Here is a 16,784-nt window from a genome sequence, read left to right on the forward strand (position 1 = left end):
GTACCGGCCGCACCCCCGTTAGTTGCCTAAGGCGCGATGTTCTGGTTGAGGTGGAACACGTTGGCCGGGTCGTACTTGCGTTTGACCTCGACCAGCCGGTCGTAGTTCTGCCGGTAGTTGTCCCGGATCCGGCTCTGGTCGTCCTCGGCCATGAAGTTGATGTACCCGCCGGCCTCGGAGTGCGGCGCCACGTCGTCGTAGTACGAACGCACCCATTCGATCCCGGCGTCGTTCTGTGCCGGGTCCGGCCACATGCCGGCGATCACCGTGGCGAAGTTCGCGTCGCGATAGGCGAACGCGGTCGCGTCTGGCGTGACTCGGTGGCAGGCGCCGTTGATCGGATAGATGTGGACGGTCGAGTTCACCGACGGAAGACCGGGCGCGTGCCGCAGGTGCGCCTGGATCGCCTCGTCGGTCAGCTCGGTGACGAAGTTCGCCTTCCAGTAGTGCTGCAGACCGGCCGGCACCAAAGCGTCGAACGCGCCGTTCAGCGCCGGGTACGGCATCGGTCCGACCATCTCGGCCATCACCGGCGCGAACTCGCGGAACTTCGAGATCTGCGCCTCGCCCTCGTCGAGGTCGCCGGCCCAGCAGCCGACGATCGCGGCGAACGGCTCGCCATGCCGGTTCTCCGGGATGAACGGCAGCGGCGGCGCGATCTGGAACGCCGGGAACCCGCCCAACTGCTCGGGCGCGTCCTTGATCAGCTCCCGGAATCCCGTCAGTACGGCGGCCGCGTCGGACAGCTCGAAGAACATCGGGCCGCCGTAGATCATCGACACCGGCGCCAGCCGGAACTCCAGCGCGGTCACGACGCCGAAGTTGCCGCCACCACCACGCAGCGCCCAGAACAGGTCGTCGTTCTCCTTCTCGCTCGCGATCAGGAACTTCCCGTCCGCGGTCACCACGTCGGCCGAGATCAGGTTGTCGCAGGACAACCCGAGCCCGCGGGCCAGATACCCGATCCCGCCGCCGAGCGTCAGTCCGCCGACGCCGGTCGTCGAGATGATGCCGCCGGTCGTGGCCAGCCCGAACGCGTGCGTGGCCGCATTGAAGTCGCCCCACGTCGCGCCGCCGCCGGCCCGCGCGGTCCGGGTCACCGGATCGACGCGCACGTTGCGCATCTCGCCCAGGTCGATCACGACACCGTCGTCGACCGTGCCGAAGCCCGGCACACTGTGTCCGCCGCCGCGGACCGCGAGCTCGAGCCCTTGAGCCCGGGCGTAGTCGATGGCCGCCATCACGTCGCCGGCGTTCTCACACCGGACGACCGCCTGCGGCCGCTTGTCGTGCATCCAGTTGTTGACGCGGCGCGCCGCGTCGTACCCCTCGTCACCTTCGGTGAAGACCTGTCCTCTGGTGCCTTCCCGCAGGTCCTCTATCGCACTCATGTCCGCTCCCCGAACTGTCGCCTGTCGCAGATCGGCGCACGCGTCCACCACACACACGCACACCGCGCAGACCGGTCGTCGCCGTCGAGAGCAGCGCGAATATCTCTCCCCAGAGAGCGTCTGAACCCCCGACGGGCACCGCGGCCCTCCCCCAGACCCCGCCCGTTCACCACGACCTTCCCAAGCCGGACGGGTTTCGTCAATCCCATGTCAAGGCGGGCGGGTCGGCTCCGACCAGGAGACAAACCATCAGCTGGAGGACATCATGCGGAAGATCATGTACTACGTGCACCAGTCGCTCGACGGCTTCATCGAGGGCCCGAACGGCGAGTTCGACTGGGCGCAGCTCGGTCCGGAGCTCGGCGACTACTCGATGGGCCTGACAGAGCGCGCCGATCTCTTCCTGTACGGGCGAACGGTCTGGACCATGATGTCGTCGTACTGGCCGAACGCCGAGTCGATGAACCCGGACGAGCACGCGATCCAGTTCGCACCGGTCTGGCGCAGTACTCCGAAGGTCGTCCTGTCGACGACCTTGGAGAGCGCCGACTGGGACACCCGGATCATCCGGTCGCCTGAGGAGATCAGGGCGATCAAGGATGAGCCGGGTAAGGACATCCTGCTCACCGGCAGCGCGAGCGTGGCGGCGGCGCTGACCGAGCTAGGGCTGCTCGACGAGTACCACGTGATCGTGCACCCGGTGATCCTCGGCGGCGGCAAGCCTGTCTACCAGCCCACCGATCGCCGCAACCTCCGCCTGGCGGAGACCCGCTCGTTCGACAACCGGACCGTCCTGCTCCGTCACGACCTCGTCTGAGGCAGCGTGCTGAGAAGACGTCCTTCGGCTTGCTCGAGGTGGTGGGCCATGTGGTCGGCGGCAGCGGCCGGGTCGCCGGCGGCGATGGCTTCCAGTACGGCGGCGTGCTCCGAGGCGACCGTCGACGGGTCAACCTTCCGGTGGGCCTTGTACTGGCCCATCGACAGGTGGACCTCGCCGATGATCAGCTCGTGCATCCGAGACAAGCGCCGGCTCCCGACCCCGGCGACGAGGGCGGTGTGGAACGTGATGTCCGCGTCGACCTGGTTCTCGAACACGCGGTCGCGGGCGGCGTACTCGATCGCGACCTGGGCCCGCGCCGCGTCGGCCGGCACCTCGCCGGTCGCGGCGAGTGCGGACACCGCGGCCTTCTCGATCGTGATCCGGCTGAAGAACAGGTCCCGGATCTCGGCCTCGTCGAGCACCGGGACGACCGCGGTCTTGTGCGCCGTACGCCGCAGCAGCCCGAGCCCGGTCAGCCGCTCGAGCGCTGCCTTGGCGGTCGGCCGGGCCACGTTGTACTCCGTGGCCAGCCGGACCTCCGTCAGCTTCTCCCCCTGCGGGATCTCACCGTTCACGATGCGCTTGCGGATCGACTCGTAGAGTGCGTCCGTCAGCGACGACGGCCCGAGCTCCAGATGCGCGTCGGTACTCACGACACCCCTTAGTAACCGTGGATCTTGTCGACTACATTGTGCAACGGCTCGCCCGCGACGAACCGGCGGATGTTCTCGGCAACGATCTCCCGCGAGCGGCGAAGATTGCCGTCGCTGGTGGCGCCGTTGTGCGGCGTGACGATGACGTTCGGCAGCGACCAGAACGGGCTCTCGGCCGGCAATGGCTCCACGCCGTGCGCATCCAGACCGGCGCCCGCGATCTGCCCCGTCCGCAAGGCTTCCAGCAGCGCGTCGTCGTCCGCGATCCCGCCGCGCGAGATGCAGATGAAGTACGCCGACGACTTCATCCGCGCGAACGCGTCCCGGTCGAACACCCCGGCGGTCGTCGGCGTCCGCGGCACCGTCACGACCACGAAGTCGGACTCCGCCAGCAGTTGGTCCAGATCGCACAGCTCGTCGACATACGGCGACGGCTGGTCCGGGCGCCGTCGTACGCCGAGCGTCCGCATGTGGAACGCCTTCGCCTTCTGCGCCAGATCGATGCCCGAGTTACCGAGGCCGTAGATGCCCACGGTCCGGCCGGCGAGTTCGGCGTGCCGGTAGTGGTCCCAGCGGTGCTCGGCCTGCGCGCGCATCCACCGCGGTACGTCGCGGCTCAGCATGAGCATCAGCAGCATCGAGTGCTCGGCGAGCGGGATCCCGCCGTTCCCGGCGCTCGACGTCAGCACGACCGACGACGCCCGCATCTCAGGCGTGAGATCGGAGTCCACGCCGGCCGACGGGCTGTGCACCCAGCGAAGCCTCGGCGTCTTCGCGAGCACATCCGGCGAGACGTGGCCGACAATCGCCTCCAGCTCTCCGAAGACGTCCGCCGCATCGTCGAGCGAGTCGACGAACCGCACTCGGGTGCCCCCGGTCGCTTCGACGTACGCCGGTGATTCTTTGCCAACGACAACGATCATGGATGGTCCCATCGCAAGGTCCGGTACAGCGCGGAGTGGTCCAGCTCGCCGTCGCCGTCCGCGACCGCGGCGTTCATCAACTGTTGCGTCATCGCAGTATTCGGCAGGGCGAGGTCGAGCTCGGCCGCGGCCTGGATCGCCAGGCCGAGATCCTTGCGGTGCAGGCGGATCCGGAACCCGGGCTCGAAGGTCTCCTTGACCATCCGCTCGCCGTGCACCTCGAGGATCCGCGAACTCGCGAACCCGCCCATCAGCGCCTCGCGGACGACGGCCGGATCCGCGCCCGCCCGCTCGGCGAACAACAACCCCTCGGCGACCGCTTCGATGGTCAGCCCAACGATGATCTGGTTCGCGACCTTCGCGGTCTGCCCCGCGCCGGGCCCGCCGATCAACGTGATGTTCTTCCCGAGTATGTCGAAGATCGGCCGCGCCCGCTCGAACACCTCGGTCCGCCCGCCGACCATGATCGTCAGCGTCCCGTCCCGCGCGCCGAGCTCGCCGCCCGACACCGGCGCGTCGAGGTACTCACAGCCGAGCTTCTCGATCAGCTGCGCGAACCCGATCGTCGCGGTCGGCGAGATCGAGCTCATGTCGATCACCAGCGAACCCGCCTGCAGCCCCTCGGCCACCCCGGCCGGCGCGAACAGGACCGACTCGACATCCGGCGTGTCCGGCACCATCAGGATCACGACCTCGGACCGCTCGGCCACCTCCTTCGCCGAACTGCCCACGTACGCGTCGACCTCGGTCCGCCCGCGGTACACCGAGAGCTCGTGGCCCGCGGCAATCAAATTGTCGACCATCGGACGACCCATCACGCCGAGGCCGATGAACCCGATCCTCATTCCTCACTCCAATCCACGTGCACGACTTCGAGCAGTCCTGCCGTCGGAATCACGACCTCGACCCGGCCGTCGACCACGTTCGGCTCGACGTCCGTCCCGGCCACCAGCAGCCGCACCTTCACCCGATCCGTGGGTACGGCGATCGACACGGTCTGCGGCGGCAACGGCAAGGTCTCCCGGATCGGTCCGCGCATCGCCATCGGATTCGTCAGGTTGACCAGGGCAACGGCCGCGCCGGCATCACCCTTGTAGACGGCAACATCGACCAACCCCGCGCCCTCGACACTCACGTCCGGCGTCTTCCCGAGCGCCCACGAGACGGCGTTCCCGATCAGCCGTCCGTGGTCGGACTGCAGCGCCTCCCAGAACAGCGCGCCGAGATTGAACGGGAAGTACACCGTCCGGCCGCCGGCAGCGTTCTCCGTGCAAACCACCGCGGGCTTGTCCGGTGCCTCCCGCTGATAGACCTCCTCCATCGGCAGATCCGGGAAGTCCGGGATGAACCGGAACGGCGCCACCGCGCCCGACTCGACGCCGATGATGTGGGTCCCGCCAATGATTCGCTTCGTACCCTCGAACCCGGCGTTCAGCGGATGCGCATCCATCAGCGCGATGTAGTTGTTCTGCACCGGCCGGCTCTTGTCGGTCAGCCGCACAGCGAGTACGTCGCCAAGCCCGAAGTCGGGGCGAGCCGCCCCGCGCTCGTCGTACAACGAGCTCTGGTACGCCGCCACGAGCGACCCGCCGCCCTCGACGTACGAGCGCAAGATCGCGCACTGCTCGTCGCTCAACTGCTCAGCGTTCGCGAGTACGACGACCTTGAACGCACGCAGTCGCTCCAGCGTCATGACCTGGTCGGCGACGAACTCGAACGGGATCCGCGCCTCGACCAGCGCCTGGTAGAAGCCATCCTCGTGGTCGTTGTCTCCGGCCCTCACTTGCCCGATCCGGCTCGCGTCCAGCAACGCGACCTCGGCGGTGATCTGCAGGTCACGCAGGACTGGTTCGACCGTCGCGTGCAGGTTGAACGCCTCGACAACCGGCTGGACCCAGCGCTGGTCCTGGATGGTCCCGTTGAACTTCGTGAACCACGGCAGGGCACCTTGTGCAAACCCGTCGACAATCCAGGTCTTCGTCTCCTCAGCCGGCGCGACCGAATCCTTCCAGCGGTACTTGTGCTCCGGCCCGACCGACGTGATCAGCTGCACCGGCCGGTCCGGGTACACCCCGCGGTTGCGCTTGCCGGCCCGCCCGGCAACCCACGGCGCCTCGATCCCGTGCCGGCCCTGTTTGTCGACGATGAACAGTGGTGAGACTGGTTCGACCAGATCGCGGGCGAGGTCGCGGGCCGCGAGCGCGCCCAGGTTAGGCACGAACCGGGCGTGCGGCCGGAGATCGCGGACCGCCTGATCCCAGATCCCGACCAGCTCGCCCAGTCGCCGATGCCGCCACGCGACGTACTCCGGCCAGTTGTCGCCATGCTCCTCGAGCGGCAACTCGAGACCGCACTCGTCCCGGAACGACTTGCGCGCGCCCTCGCTGTACGAGATCCCGAGGTACCCCTCCCACCGGTTCGCGAAGACCGCGTCCACCTCGTACTCGCGGACGATCTCGCGGATCACCTCGGTGAGGAACTCCCGGTGGTACGGCGTGAACGCGCACGTCAGCCAGACGCCCGGGTACGCCCAATGCTCGATCGGGTTTCCGGCCCGGTCGCGGGCCAGCCACTCGGGGTGCGCCTCGGCCGCGTCGGCGTGGATCGCGTGCGGGTCGACGCGGGCCATCACGGTCATGCCGAGGCTGCGGGCGCCTTCGACGAGCGTGCCGAACGGGTCGGTGTCAGCGAGGTACTTGCTGCGGTGGTGGTACTCGAGCTGCGTCGGGTAGTAGGCGATGTACCCGCCGGCGCTGATGCAGGTCGCGTTCGACTTGCTGTCGCGCATCAGGCGCAGCCAGAAGTCCGCGTCGAAGTGGGCCGGATCGTCCTCGGCCAGCGTGATCTGGGCCCAGCGGGTCGCGGTCCGAGGCCAGTTATCCATAGGATGAAATTGTTAGACAAGAATGCACGACTGGCAAGAGCCGGTGTTAGCCTCCGAGACATGGAGTACCGCGGGCACGAGCTGAGCGCGAACGTGTCGATGCTGTTCACCGAGCTGCCTTATGCGGAGCGGTTCACCGCGGCCGCAGCGGCCGGCTTTCGGGTCGTGGAGTCGTGGTGGCCGTTCGCGGTAGCGGATCCGTCGGCGGCCGAGATCTCCGACTTCGTGCGAATGGTTTCAGCCAGCGGCATCTCGCTGGGGGCTCTGAACTTCTACGGCGGGGACATCGCGGGCGGCGAGCGTGGGGTCGCGTCGCATCCGGATCGGCAGGAGCAGCTCGCGGCCAACGTTTCGGCGATGGTCGGTATCGCCGAGCGGACCGGATGCCGGCTGTTCAACTTGCTCTACGGGCAGCTCGACGACCGCTGGTCGGCGGATGAGCAGGCCAAGACGGCATCGGACGCGATCCGTTCTGCGGCCGCGGCAGTCGGGGCTCTGGGTGGGACGGTGCTGATCGAGCCGCTCACCGAGGGACTGAACGGCCGCTATCCCTTGCTCACCGCGGACGATGTACTTCGTTTGATTGCTGGATTGCAGGATGTCGACAATCTGTCGATGCTCTTCGACACCTTCCACCTCGGCAGCAACGGCGTCGACCTACTCGCCACGGCGGCATCGGCGCCGGTCGCTCACGTCCAGCTCGCTGACAGCCCGGGGCGCGGCGAACCCGGATCCGGATCACTGCCGATCGCCGCGACGCTCGATGCGTTGAAGGCGGCCGGCTATCAGGGCGTCGCGGCCTGCGAGTACAAGCCGACGACGGACACGCTCACCAGCCTGGCGTGGCTCGACTAGCGGCCTCGGTCAGGGCATCCACAACCGCTGCTACAGCAGGCGTTCTGGTACGTCGGGTCAGCAGGAAGACCGCTCGCCCGACAGCACCTTCGGCCGGCAGTCGTACGGCGACACCCGGTGCACCCTGGCCGATCACCAGATCCGGCAGGAGCGCGCCGGCACCCGTCGTACGGACGAGTTCGAGCAGGATCAGGAAGTCGTCGGAGCTGTAGCGCAGATCGGGCTCGAACCCGCCGAGCTCGCGGCATACGCGGACGTGCATCTCGCGATGACCGGTCCCTGGCTGACAAGCCGCCCACGGCAGGTCGGCGAGCTCGGCAATCGGGACCCGATCAGCCGCGGCCGACGGATGGTCCTCCGGGAGCACGACGCGGATGTGTTCGCGGAGCAGGTGTTCACGCAAGAGATCGGTGTGTACGGCGCGCGGCTGGCCGTCGTACTCGTCGCCGACCATCACGTCCAATTGCTGCAACCGGAGCGCGGGCGCGGCTTGTTCGACCTCTAGCTCGGCTGCCTCGATGCGGATGTCCGGGTGTGCGGCGGCGAGACTGCGGATCGCCGGCGCGACGACGCGGATGAAGGCGGACTGGAACGCACCGATCCGAACGACCCCGGCGACTCGCCCAGCGGCGACTGCGGCCAACTCGGCCTCGGCCGCCTCGACGCCGTCGAGCAGCGTGGTCGCGTGCCGGACCAGGACCTGGCCCGCGGCGGTGAGCCTGACGTTGCGGCCGACCCGTTCGAGCAACGGCGTACCGGCTTCGCGCTCGAGGACGGCCAGCTGTTGGGAGATCGCGCTGGGCGAGTACCCGAGCGCTCGGGCCGCGCCGTGGACGGTGCCGCGACCGTGGACCTCGCGCAGTAGACGCAGCCGGTGCAGATCCATCATTCGTTCAGCTTAGCTTCACAATGCTGTCCGTGAAGCCGCGATGGACGTGAACGGTCTACTGGTCTGACCATCGATGGTGTGGGACGCCTCTTCTGCCTTCTTTCCGCCGCCACCTTCGGAGTCATGGCCGTGTTCGGCAAGCTCGCGTACGACGCGGGCGTGTCGGTCGATGCGCTGTTGCTGGTCCGCTTCGGCCTCGCCGGCGGGCTACTGCTGATCGTCGCGCTCGCCCGCGGTTCACTGCGCAATCTGCCGCGACGGGCTGTGCTGACCGGGCTCGGCATGGGTGTGTTCGGCTACGCGGCGCAGTCCGGTCTGTACTTCTCCGCACTCGCGCGACTGGATGCGTCGCTGGTCGCGTTGATCCTGTACCTGTATCCGATCCTGGTGATGGTTGCGGCGCTCGCACTGCGGCGGGAGCGGGCGTCGCGCCGGCGAGTTTGGGCGCTGGCGACCGCGCTGGTCGGGATCGGGTTGGTGCTGAGCGGGGCGCTCTCCGGGCAGTTCGACGTGCTGGGTGTGCTGCTGGCGTTGGGGGCACCAATCGTTTACACCGGGTACATCCTCGTGGGCGATTCGCTGACGGCCGACGTACCGCCGCTGGCGTTGACTGCGCTGGTGTGCACAGGGGCCTTCGGCACCTTTCTTGTTCTTGGGCTCTTCCGGGGCGTCGATCTCGACTTCGCGCCTATCGGCTGGCTGTGGCTGGCAGCGGTGGCGTTGATCAGTACGGTCGCAGCGATCCTGTTGTTCTTCGCGGGGATGGCGCGGGTCGGTCCGTCGGTTGCGTCGATCCTGTCGATCTTCGAGCCGGTGGTGACGGTGGGCGCGGCGGCTGTGGTGTTCGGGGAACAGCTCAGTGCTACCCAGTGGATCGGCGGGGCGCTGGTGCTGTCCGCCGTACTGATCGTGCAGTGGCGGCCGCACCTGAGCCAGCAATCGTTGCCGGAACTTTCGCGGAGTTCGCCGGAGGCGACGGCAGACTTGACGGTATGAGCCGGATGGCGTGGGCGGGAGTCGTCGCGCTCGTGACGACGGCCGCGATCGGTTGCACCACCGATGAGGCGGTACCCCCTGCGCCGCCTGCGACCGCGACCTCCCCGACGCCCACCACGTCATCCGTCTCAACTCCCCCAACTACGCCGTCCCCTCGTGCCACTCCCGCGGACCCTGTTTCGTTGCAGGCGTTGATGACGAAGAAGTACAACGGCGGGGCTCTCAAACTGGAGCGCGTGCTCGCGCGCAACCCGGCGTACACCCGCTATCACGTCAGCTATCGCAGCGGATTGTTGACAATCTCCGGAATCATGAACGTCCCGTCGACACCAGGACCGCACCCGGCGCTCGTCCTGAACCACGGCTACATCGATCCAGCCGTCTACACCAACGGCCGCGGGCTGATGCGCGAACAGGACTACCTCGCACGCCGCGGGTACGTCGTACTGCACACCGACTACCGCAACCACGCACAGTCCTCGAAGGACCCGAACGCCGAGCTCACCCTGCGCCTCGGCTACACCGAGGACGCCATCAACGCAGTCCTCGCGCTGAAGACCTCGCAGTACGTCGATCCCGCGCGGATCGGGATGCTCGGCCGATCGATGGGCGGAGGCGTCACGTACAACACGCTCGTCGCCCAGCCAGGGTTGGTGAAAGCCGCGGTCGTGTTCGCGCCGGTCAGCTCGGATGCCGCCGACAACTTCAACCGCTGGACCCGACCGGATCGCCCGCTCGCCGCCCAACTCCTGCGCCGGTACGGCGAACCGTCACGCAATGCGGCCTTCTGGCGGAACCTGTCCGCGGTCAACTTCTTCGACCGCGTGACCGAACCCGTGCTGATCCATCACGGCGAGTCCGACTCGACCTGCCCGATCGCCTGGTCACGCGAGAGCCTCTCCGTGCTGAAGGCGGCCGGGAAGAACGCGACGCTCTACACCTATCCAGGTGAGGAGCACGCGTTCGGCCCGGCCTGGCCGACCTCGATGGCGAGGACGGTCACCTTCTTCAAACAGCACGGGGTTTGATCGCGCTGACGGCGTACATCGTCAACGACATGTGAAACGCGCCGCGATCGGCTGCCTCGCCGAGAGTCTGCGCGAACGCTTCGGCCTCTTCAGGCGTGATCACACCGGCCTGCAACGAGGTCAGGTGCATCATGCCGACGAATCCTTGCCGTGCGCCCTCTTGCGGCTCGAGCCACGTTGCGGCCGTTTCGCCGGTGATCTCGAGACCTGCGTCCGCGAGGAGACCGCGCAGTTGGCGGCCGGAATACGGGTTCGCGGATTCGCGGAGGAAGTAGCCGACCATCCGCTGCAGTACGTCGGGATCCGCCGGGTGGATGATCGCCGTACCCCAGTCGGTGTCGATGAGCACGATCCGGCCGCCTGGCCGCAGTACTCGCGCCATCTCCTTCACGACCGCGGCGGCGTCGTCGACGTGTTGGAGGACTCGCTCCGAGCGCAGTGCGTCGACCGACTCGTCCTCGAAGGGCAGCGCCTCGGCGTGACCATCGACGTACTCGACGTCCGCGCCGGCTGCCCGCCGTACCGCTTCGGCTCGCAGACCGGGACTCGGCTCCACACCGACTGCCTTGGCGCCCAGCTTGTGGAGCGCGACCACGTCCTCGCCGGTACCCGAGCCGACGTCGACCGCCGTCTCCCCCGCGGTCGGCGCGAGCTGGTCGAGTGCCCACGATTTCAAGGTGCGTACGGCGGGCCGGCCCGCCATCTGGTCCAGGATGAACGCCTGGCGATCGACGTTCTGGTCGGCCACGTGCGCGGCCTTGAAACTGCCGCGCTCGGTGACGAACCCCGCCCCGCCCGGCACTTCGGTATCGGTCATGCTGATCTCCCCCTTCAGTACGCCGAGCGTAGTGCCGGCCGGGGCCGGTCTCATGGGAGCGGCTGCCACTCGTCGTCGCGCATTCGGAGAATCACCCACGCCACCGCGGCGAACCCGACTGCCTCCAGACCCCAGCCGATCAGGTCGAGGGTGTGGCTGCTGACGATGACCGCGGCCACGAAGTGGATCGGCTGCGAGACCAGCACCGCGATCGCGGCCCAGCGCGGACCGACGTGGGAGCGCCACAGCGCGATGCCGAGCAGGATCGTGCCGAGGACGTGACCGATCACGAAGACGAAGCCGGCCATGTTCATCGAGCCGTGCGTGACGTCGGCGGCCTTCGCGATCGACGCCGGGTCGAGCCCCGCGGTACCCGCCGACCAGGTGAACACGTCGCTCGACGCGGTCCACGGCAGCGACAGGTACCCCGCGACCATCAGGACCACCGCGACCGCGGTCAGCCACGGCGTACTGCGCCGCGTCAGCCGGCCGACGACGTACACGCCGGGCACCAGCGTCAGGAACGCGATGTAGCCGAGCCACAGCACGAACGAACTGCGATCGAGATTGTCGACAATCTTATTGACGATTGTCGGAACGTCGTCAGTTGTGTTGTAGGGCAGGAAGTACCGCAGCAACGCCACCGCCGCCGGGCCGATCGGAAGGATCAGGGCCGCCGTCCATCGCCACAGCGGGCGGATGTCTGAGCCCCTCGTAGGCGTCATTGTTTGCGTCATCGCGCACCTGCCAACTCACGCCGCGGGAGCAGCACCGCAACCACGCCGACGATCGTCGCTCCGACTCCGACACCGGCCGCGACAACCGCTGCGCCGGGTACGTCGGAGGCGAAGAAGGCCGGCACCGCCAGCAGCGCGGACGCGATCCGCAGGGTGATCAGCGGAGCGAGCGCCCACCGCTTCCCGCGCCAGGCGAGTCCCACCAGCACCAGGCTGAGCAGCCCGATCACGGCGGAACCGATGGCGATGCTCATCGGCGGGTGATCCCCGTCCGTCGTCAACGGCGTGGCCAGATCCGCCACGCCGAGCAGTCCGAGCAGAACCAACCCGAACTTGTTCATCTCATTACCCCCTCATCAGTGTTTCCGATTGCCCAACCGTCGCTCGCCGGATGGGGGTCGGGCCTGGGCGTGCGCTCCCTCGGGCTCAGGCGGTTCCCCGCGCCGACCGGGATTCCGATCCCGAGACGCCGGGAACCCTTTGGGCGCACACTTCGGGTATGACCACCACCGCAGCGAGCCGACGGGGCCTTGTCGGCCTGCTCGCCGGCTTCGTGGTCGCCGAGGTCGCGGTCGCCGTCGGCTATCTCCTCGCGATCGGCTGGGGCTGGCACGAGATGGTCGACTCGTTCATGGTGACCAACGGTTTGATGGCGCTGACGTTCGGTCTCTGCGGCGCCGTCATCGCGTGGCACCGGCCGTCCAACCCGATCGGCTGGCTCTTCCTCGCCGACGGGATCGGCCACGCGACGACGCCGCTGGCCGGCGCGCTCGCCGAGTTCATCGGTGCCCAGGGCGGATCACTGTCCGCCCAGCGGGTCTTCGTCACGATCTCTTCGGCCGCCTGGCCATGGTCGATCGGTCTGTTCCTTCCATTGGCCCTGTTGCTCTTCCCGACCGGCCACCTGCTCTCGCCACGGTGGCGCTGGGCGGCCATCGGCATCATCGCCACCGCACCGCTGTTCGTCCTGGAGATGGTCGGCAGCGGCGACCCGATCGCGCCCGATCTCCCGCGGGGCTATCTCGCGATCCCGTCGTATGACGATCTGCAGCCAGTGTGGACCTTGACCGAGCTGCGCAACCTGCTCGCGATCCTGCTGGCCATCGTCTGCCTAGCGGTCAGGTACCGGCGCGCGGATGAAACGGGCCGACGGCAACTCCTGTGGTTGCTGCTGGCATCGGTGATCGCGATCCTGTTCGTCACGCCGTGGGCCTTCGTCACGGGTACGCCGATCCTCGTGCTGCTGGCGATTCCGCTCATCCCGATCTCGGTGGCGGTCGCGATCGTTCGCTACCAGCTGCTCGACATCCGGTTGGTGATCTCGCGTGCGCTGACCTGGGGTCTGCTGTCGTTGGTTGCTATTGGCATCTACGCGGTACTGGTCGCGCTGCTCGACTCGCTGATCGCGTCGCAGGTCGGTCGGTCTGCCGCGGTTACGGTCTTTGTCGCATTGATCATTGCGCCGGTTCTTCCCCGATTGCAGCAGCTTGTCGATCGAGCGCTGTACGGCGATCGGCACGACCCGGCACGCGTCGCGTCACGCGTCGGCGAGCAGCTCTCCGCCGGGCTCCCCGGTGTCGTCGCCGCGATCCGCTCCGCGCTACGTCTCCCGTACGCCGCGTTGACAGTCGACGGCGAGGTGATCGCCGTCGACGGCACGCTTGGAGCCGTCGTACCGCTGGAACTCTCGTACGGCGGGGAGGTCGTCGGCTCGCTGGACATCGGTGTGCGGTCGGGCGAGTCCGGGCTGTCCTCCGCGGACCGCAGCGTGCTCGCACTCGTCGCCGTACCACTCGCCGTTGCTGTGCACGCGACCCGCTTGTCCGCCGAGCTCCAGTCCTCCCGCGAGAAGCTAATCTCCGCCCGCGAAGAAGAACGCCGCCGCCTCCGCCGAGACCTCCACGACGGCCTAGGCCCCACCCTCACCGGCATAGCCTTCTCAGCAGACGCCGTCGCAAACCTCATCACCCCCGCCCCGCCCCCATCCCCTCCCCCCAACGGCACGCAGCGCTCAGCCGACCCACCAGCACCTCCTCCCCCGAACGGCACGCAGGTCTCCACCGCTGACACGCCGCCACCCCCTTCTCCCAATGGCACGCAAGGCTCGACCGCTGACGCGCCGCCACCTCCCTCTCCCAACGGCACGCAGGCCTCCACCGCTGACGCGCCGCCACCTCCCTCTCCCAACGGGACGCGGGGCTCCACCGCTGACGCGCACCCATCTCCTCCCCCCAACGGCACGCAGGCCTCCACCGCTGACGCGCCGCCACCCCCTTCTCCCAACGGGACGCGGGGCTCCGCCGCTGACGCGCACCCACCTCCTCCCCCCAACGACACGCCGGGCTCCACCGCTGACGCGCCGCCACCTCCCTCTCCCAACGGGACGCGGGGCTCCGCCGACGCACCGCCGCCCTCCCCCGACACCTCGCGGGCTGTTGAGCTTCTCACCCGTTTGCGTGCTGACACCCGGACTGCGATCGGCGATATCCGCCGTCTCGTGGACGACCTGCGGCCTCCCGCATTGGACGAGCTCGGCCTCGTCGGAGCATTGCGGCAGCGGGCTGACCAGCTGTCATTCCGGGCCGACGGGGCCACGATCCACGTCGCGGTCTCGGCCAACGGTCTGCCGACGTTGCCGGCCGCGCTCGAGGTCGCGGCGTACCGCATCGCGACCGAAGCACTCACGAACGTCGTCCGGCACTCACGCGCGACATCCGCAGTACTCGCGCTCCGCTGCGGCAGCGACCTCGAGATCGAGGTGACCGACGACGGCCCACCGAACGGCGCCTGGCGCCCCGGCGTCGGCCTGCAAGCAATGCGCGAACGCGCCGCCGAACTCGGCGGCACCTTCAACGCCGGCCCAACCCCAACCGGCGGCCTGGTCCGCGCCAGCTTCCCCCTCGCCACGACAGCAGCTACCACGGAAGCTACGACGCCGGCTAGGACAACTGCCGCGCCGACCGTCCCGCCGACAGCCACAACGACCGCCACAACGACCGCCCCGCTGGAGCCGCGATGACCATCCGTGTGGTGCTGGCAGACGACCATCCGGTGGTCCGAGCCGGCCTCGCAGCCCTCCTGACTTCGCTCCCCGGCATCGAGGTCGTCGGCGTCGCGTCCACCGGCCGCGAGGCGGTCCGCGAGGTCATCACCAGCCGCCCCGACGTCGCCGTACTCGACCTCCAGATGCCCGACCTCGACGGCTTCGCCGCCACCCGCGAGCTCGCCCGATCAGCGCCGGACACCGCCGTACTCGTCCTCACCATGTTCGAGGACGACGACTCGGTCTTCGCCGCCATGCGCGCCGGCGCCCGCGGCTACCTCGTCAAAGGCGCCGAACAAGAAGAAATAGCCCGCGCCATCCGCGCCGTAGCCGCCGGCGAAGCCATCTTCGGCCCCGGCGTCGCCCGCCGCGTCCTCACCTTCTTCTCCGCCCCACCACCCGCCGACGACCCGTTCCCCGACCTCACCACCCGAGAACGCCAGATCCTCGACCTGATAGCCGCCGGCCTATCCAACCCAGCCATCGCCGACCGCCTCAACCTCGCGTCCAAGACGGTCGCCAACAACGTCTCCACCATCTTCACCAAACTAGGCATAGCCGACCGCTCCACCGCCATCATCCAAGCCCGGAACGCCGGCCTTGGCGAACCTAACGACAGGAGGTAGTCGCCGACGCGGCCCTCATCCACGTTTGACCCGTCCGGCGAATCCGTGAGTTTGCCGACTACCTCCTGTCGTTAGAAGAACCAATCGCGTTGAGGTAGCGGTTGCCGATGGTTTGGAGGTGGGTGAGGAGTTCGGGTGGGCCGTCGACGTGGAAGTCGAGGCCGAGCATGCCGATGTAGACGGCGACGATTTCGAGGGAGTCGGCGCCGGTGACAAGGACGCAGGTGTTGTCGTCGATGGATTCGACGATGCCTACGGCTGCGTGGATTCTCGAGAGGACTTCCTGGGCGGGGGCGTCGACGGTGATGCGGGCGTGGACCTTCCAGCCGGTGGTTGCGACGTCGCGCAGTACGAAGTCGGTGTAGTCCTCGTCGGGGATCGGGCGGGCCTGGTACTTGCGACCCGTTGCCATCCGCAACGTTATCCAGTCGACGCGGTACGTCCGCCATGCCGACTGCTCGTCCCGCGCAACGAGGTACCAGTAGCGCTGCCAGCTCACCAGGCGATAAGGCTCGACGAGGATCGGCAAGTCCTGTACGACGCCGGAGCCCGCGCCACGGGTCGGGCTTCCCGCAGCGACGGCGTACTCGAAGCGCAGGTAGTGCTCGTCGCGGATGCAGGCGGCGATCGTCGCGAGTACGGCGGGATCGATCTCGGGATCCGCCACGTTCGAACCGGTGTTGTCGGGCCCCTTCTCCATCGCCCGATGGATCGCGTTGACCTGGCGCTGGAGCCGGTGCGGGAGGACCTGCTCGAGCTTGGTCAGCGCGCGCGTACTGCTCTCCGCCATCCCCATCACGCCGGCGCCGGTACGCAGACCGACCGCGACAGCGACTGCCTCCTCGTCGTCGAGCAGCAGCGGAGGAAGCTTCGCGCCGACGCCGAGCTGATAGTGACCGGACGGGCCGCGGGTCGCGTCGACCGGGTATCCGAGCTCGCGGAGCCGGTCGATGTCGTTGCGGATCGTCCGCGTCGTCACCTCGAGCCGCTCGGACAGCTCAGTGCCGGTCCACGCCGGCCGCGTCTGCAACAGAGCGAGCAGGCTGAGAAGGCGCTGCGAAGTCTCCAGCAAATCAGTCTCCCAATTAGGAATCTAATGTTCCTATACGGATTCTACGGTAA

Annotated in this window: 16 protein-coding genes; 6 read left to right on the top strand and 10 right to left on the bottom strand. The window is 68.1% G+C overall.

Annotated features, from left to right (window positions below; genetic code table 11):
- Nucleotides 1-26: 26 nt before the first annotated feature.
- Nucleotides 27-1,391 carry an FAD-binding oxidoreductase gene (locus ACQPYH_RS29405; protein ID WP_432877758.1) on the bottom strand — a complete coding sequence of 455 codons (1,365 nt, stop codon included), beginning with the start codon at nt 1,389-1,391 and terminating at the stop codon, nt 27-29.
- Nucleotides 1,392-1,656: 265 nt separating this feature from the next.
- Between ACQPYH_RS29405 and ACQPYH_RS29410 the strand changes: the two genes are divergently transcribed.
- Nucleotides 1,657-2,208 carry a dihydrofolate reductase family protein gene (locus tag ACQPYH_RS29410; RefSeq protein WP_432877760.1) on the top strand — a complete coding sequence of 184 codons (552 nt, stop codon included), beginning with the start codon at nt 1,657-1,659 and terminating at the stop codon, nt 2,206-2,208.
- Here the strand turns inward: ACQPYH_RS29410 and ACQPYH_RS29415 are convergent.
- The 4 genes from ACQPYH_RS29415 to ACQPYH_RS29430 are packed head-to-tail and all read right to left on the bottom strand — an operon-like array spanning nt 2,193 to nt 6,671.
- Nucleotides 2,193-2,864, bottom strand: a complete 672-nt coding sequence (locus ACQPYH_RS29415; RefSeq protein WP_432877763.1) for a GntR family transcriptional regulator — start codon at nt 2,862-2,864, stop codon at nt 2,193-2,195. The two genes, ACQPYH_RS29410 and ACQPYH_RS29415, sit on opposite strands and share 16 nt — an antisense overlap.
- A gap of 8 nt (nt 2,865-2,872) precedes the next feature.
- On the bottom strand, nt 2,873-3,787 hold the full coding sequence (locus ACQPYH_RS29420; RefSeq protein WP_432877766.1) for a D-2-hydroxyacid dehydrogenase: 915 nt from the start codon (nt 3,785-3,787) through the stop codon (nt 2,873-2,875).
- Complete coding sequence (locus ACQPYH_RS29425) at nt 3,784-4,632, bottom strand: 2-hydroxy-3-oxopropionate reductase (protein WP_432877769.1); 849 nt, start codon at nt 4,630-4,632, stop codon at nt 3,784-3,786. The genes ACQPYH_RS29420 and ACQPYH_RS29425 overlap by 4 nt, the downstream gene beginning before the upstream one ends.
- Nucleotides 4,629-6,671: an alpha-amylase family protein gene (locus ACQPYH_RS29430; protein WP_432877771.1), complete on the bottom strand. Its 2,043-nt coding sequence runs from the start codon at nt 6,669-6,671 to the stop codon at nt 4,629-4,631. Before ACQPYH_RS29430 ends, ACQPYH_RS29425 begins: the two co-directional genes overlap by 4 nt.
- A gap of 60 nt (nt 6,672-6,731) precedes the next feature.
- Here ACQPYH_RS29430 and ACQPYH_RS29435 point away from each other — a divergent pair, with 60 nt between their 5' ends.
- Nucleotides 6,732-7,526, top strand: coding sequence for a hydroxypyruvate isomerase family protein (locus ACQPYH_RS29435; RefSeq protein WP_432877773.1), 795 nt, complete (start codon nt 6,732-6,734; stop codon nt 7,524-7,526).
- Here ACQPYH_RS29435 and ACQPYH_RS29440 read toward each other — a convergent pair.
- A complete protein-coding gene (locus ACQPYH_RS29440) occupies nt 7,501-8,415 on the bottom strand; it encodes a LysR family transcriptional regulator (RefSeq protein ID WP_432877775.1) in 915 nt (304 codons plus the stop codon). The two genes, ACQPYH_RS29435 and ACQPYH_RS29440, sit on opposite strands and share 26 nt — an antisense overlap.
- A 123-nt stretch (nt 8,416-8,538) precedes the next feature.
- On the opposite strand from ACQPYH_RS29440, the gene ACQPYH_RS29445 reads away from it, so the two are divergent.
- Together ACQPYH_RS29445 and ACQPYH_RS29450 are read left to right on the top strand one after the other, a co-directional pair.
- Nucleotides 8,539-9,411: a DMT family transporter gene (locus ACQPYH_RS29445; protein WP_432877777.1), complete on the top strand. Its 873-nt coding sequence runs from the start codon at nt 8,539-8,541 to the stop codon at nt 9,409-9,411.
- A 194-nt stretch (nt 9,412-9,605) separates the two neighbouring features.
- Entirely contained in the window at nt 9,606-10,439 is an 834-nt protein-coding gene (locus ACQPYH_RS29450; protein ID WP_432877780.1) for an alpha/beta hydrolase family protein, read from the top strand.
- On the opposite strand, the gene ACQPYH_RS29455 is transcribed toward ACQPYH_RS29450, so the two are convergent.
- The 3 genes from ACQPYH_RS29455 to ACQPYH_RS29465 are packed head-to-tail and all read right to left on the bottom strand — an operon-like array spanning nt 10,420 to nt 12,334.
- Nucleotides 10,420-11,256, bottom strand: a complete 837-nt coding sequence (locus ACQPYH_RS29455) for a methyltransferase domain-containing protein (protein ID WP_432877783.1) — start codon at nt 11,254-11,256, stop codon at nt 10,420-10,422. The two genes, ACQPYH_RS29450 and ACQPYH_RS29455, sit on opposite strands and share 20 nt — an antisense overlap.
- A 50-nt stretch (nt 11,257-11,306) precedes the next feature.
- Nucleotides 11,307-11,981: a hypothetical protein gene (locus ACQPYH_RS29460; protein WP_432877785.1), complete on the bottom strand. Its 675-nt coding sequence runs from the start codon at nt 11,979-11,981 to the stop codon at nt 11,307-11,309.
- A gap of 8 nt (nt 11,982-11,989) precedes the next feature.
- Nucleotides 11,990-12,334 carry a hypothetical protein gene (locus ACQPYH_RS29465; RefSeq protein WP_432877787.1) on the bottom strand — a complete coding sequence of 115 codons (345 nt, stop codon included), beginning with the start codon at nt 12,332-12,334 and terminating at the stop codon, nt 11,990-11,992.
- 158 nt (nt 12,335-12,492) lie between these two features.
- On the opposite strand from ACQPYH_RS29465, the gene ACQPYH_RS29470 reads away from it, so the two are divergent.
- Nucleotides 12,493-15,012 carry a histidine kinase gene (locus tag ACQPYH_RS29470; protein WP_432877789.1) on the top strand — a complete coding sequence of 840 codons (2,520 nt, stop codon included), beginning with the start codon at nt 12,493-12,495 and terminating at the stop codon, nt 15,010-15,012.
- The gene (locus tag ACQPYH_RS29475) at nt 15,009-15,662 is read left to right on the top strand and encodes a response regulator (protein WP_432877791.1); all 654 of its coding nucleotides are present in this window, start codon (nt 15,009-15,011) and stop codon (nt 15,660-15,662) included. The genes ACQPYH_RS29470 and ACQPYH_RS29475 overlap by 4 nt, the downstream gene beginning before the upstream one ends.
- A gap of 58 nt (nt 15,663-15,720) precedes the next feature.
- Here ACQPYH_RS29475 and ACQPYH_RS29480 read toward each other — a convergent pair whose 3' ends face one another.
- Nucleotides 15,721-16,734 (bottom strand): helix-turn-helix transcriptional regulator, encoded by a 1,014-nt coding sequence (locus ACQPYH_RS29480; RefSeq protein WP_432877793.1) that lies wholly within the window; start codon nt 16,732-16,734, stop codon nt 15,721-15,723.
- Between the last annotated feature and the right edge of the window lie 50 nt (nt 16,735-16,784).

The organism is Kribbella sp. CA-245084, from assembly GCF_050942355.1.
Classification (GTDB): domain Bacteria; phylum Actinomycetota; class Actinomycetes; order Propionibacteriales; family Kribbellaceae; genus Kribbella.

Coding starts and splice junctions, on each gene's coding strand:
- ACQPYH_RS29405 (WP_432877758.1), bottom strand. CDS start 1,391: ATGAGTGCGATAGAGGACCTGCGGGAAGGCACCAGAGGACAGGTCTTC.
- ACQPYH_RS29410 (WP_432877760.1), top strand. CDS start 1,657: ATGCGGAAGATCATGTACTACGTGCACCAGTCGCTCGACGGCTTCATC.
- ACQPYH_RS29420 (WP_432877766.1), bottom strand. CDS start 3,787: ATGATCGTTGTCGTTGGCAAAGAATCACCGGCGTACGTCGAAGCGACC.
- ACQPYH_RS29425 (WP_432877769.1), bottom strand. CDS start 4,632: ATGAGGATCGGGTTCATCGGCCTCGGCGTGATGGGTCGTCCGATGGTC.
- ACQPYH_RS29430 (WP_432877771.1), bottom strand. CDS start 6,671: ATGGATAACTGGCCTCGGACCGCGACCCGCTGGGCCCAGATCACGCTG.
- ACQPYH_RS29435 (WP_432877773.1), top strand. CDS start 6,732: ATGGAGTACCGCGGGCACGAGCTGAGCGCGAACGTGTCGATGCTGTTC.
- ACQPYH_RS29440 (WP_432877775.1), bottom strand. CDS start 8,415: ATGATGGATCTGCACCGGCTGCGTCTACTGCGCGAGGTCCACGGTCGC.
- ACQPYH_RS29445 (WP_432877777.1), top strand. CDS start 8,539: ATGGCCGTGTTCGGCAAGCTCGCGTACGACGCGGGCGTGTCGGTCGAT.
- ACQPYH_RS29450 (WP_432877780.1), top strand. CDS start 9,606: ATGACGAAGAAGTACAACGGCGGGGCTCTCAAACTGGAGCGCGTGCTC.
- ACQPYH_RS29455 (WP_432877783.1), bottom strand. CDS start 11,256: ATGACCGATACCGAAGTGCCGGGCGGGGCGGGGTTCGTCACCGAGCGC.
- ACQPYH_RS29460 (WP_432877785.1), bottom strand. CDS start 11,981: ATGACGCCTACGAGGGGCTCAGACATCCGCCCGCTGTGGCGATGGACG.
- ACQPYH_RS29465 (WP_432877787.1), bottom strand. CDS start 12,334: ATGAACAAGTTCGGGTTGGTTCTGCTCGGACTGCTCGGCGTGGCGGAT.
- ACQPYH_RS29470 (WP_432877789.1), top strand. CDS start 12,493: ATGACCACCACCGCAGCGAGCCGACGGGGCCTTGTCGGCCTGCTCGCC.
- ACQPYH_RS29475 (WP_432877791.1), top strand. CDS start 15,009: ATGACCATCCGTGTGGTGCTGGCAGACGACCATCCGGTGGTCCGAGCC.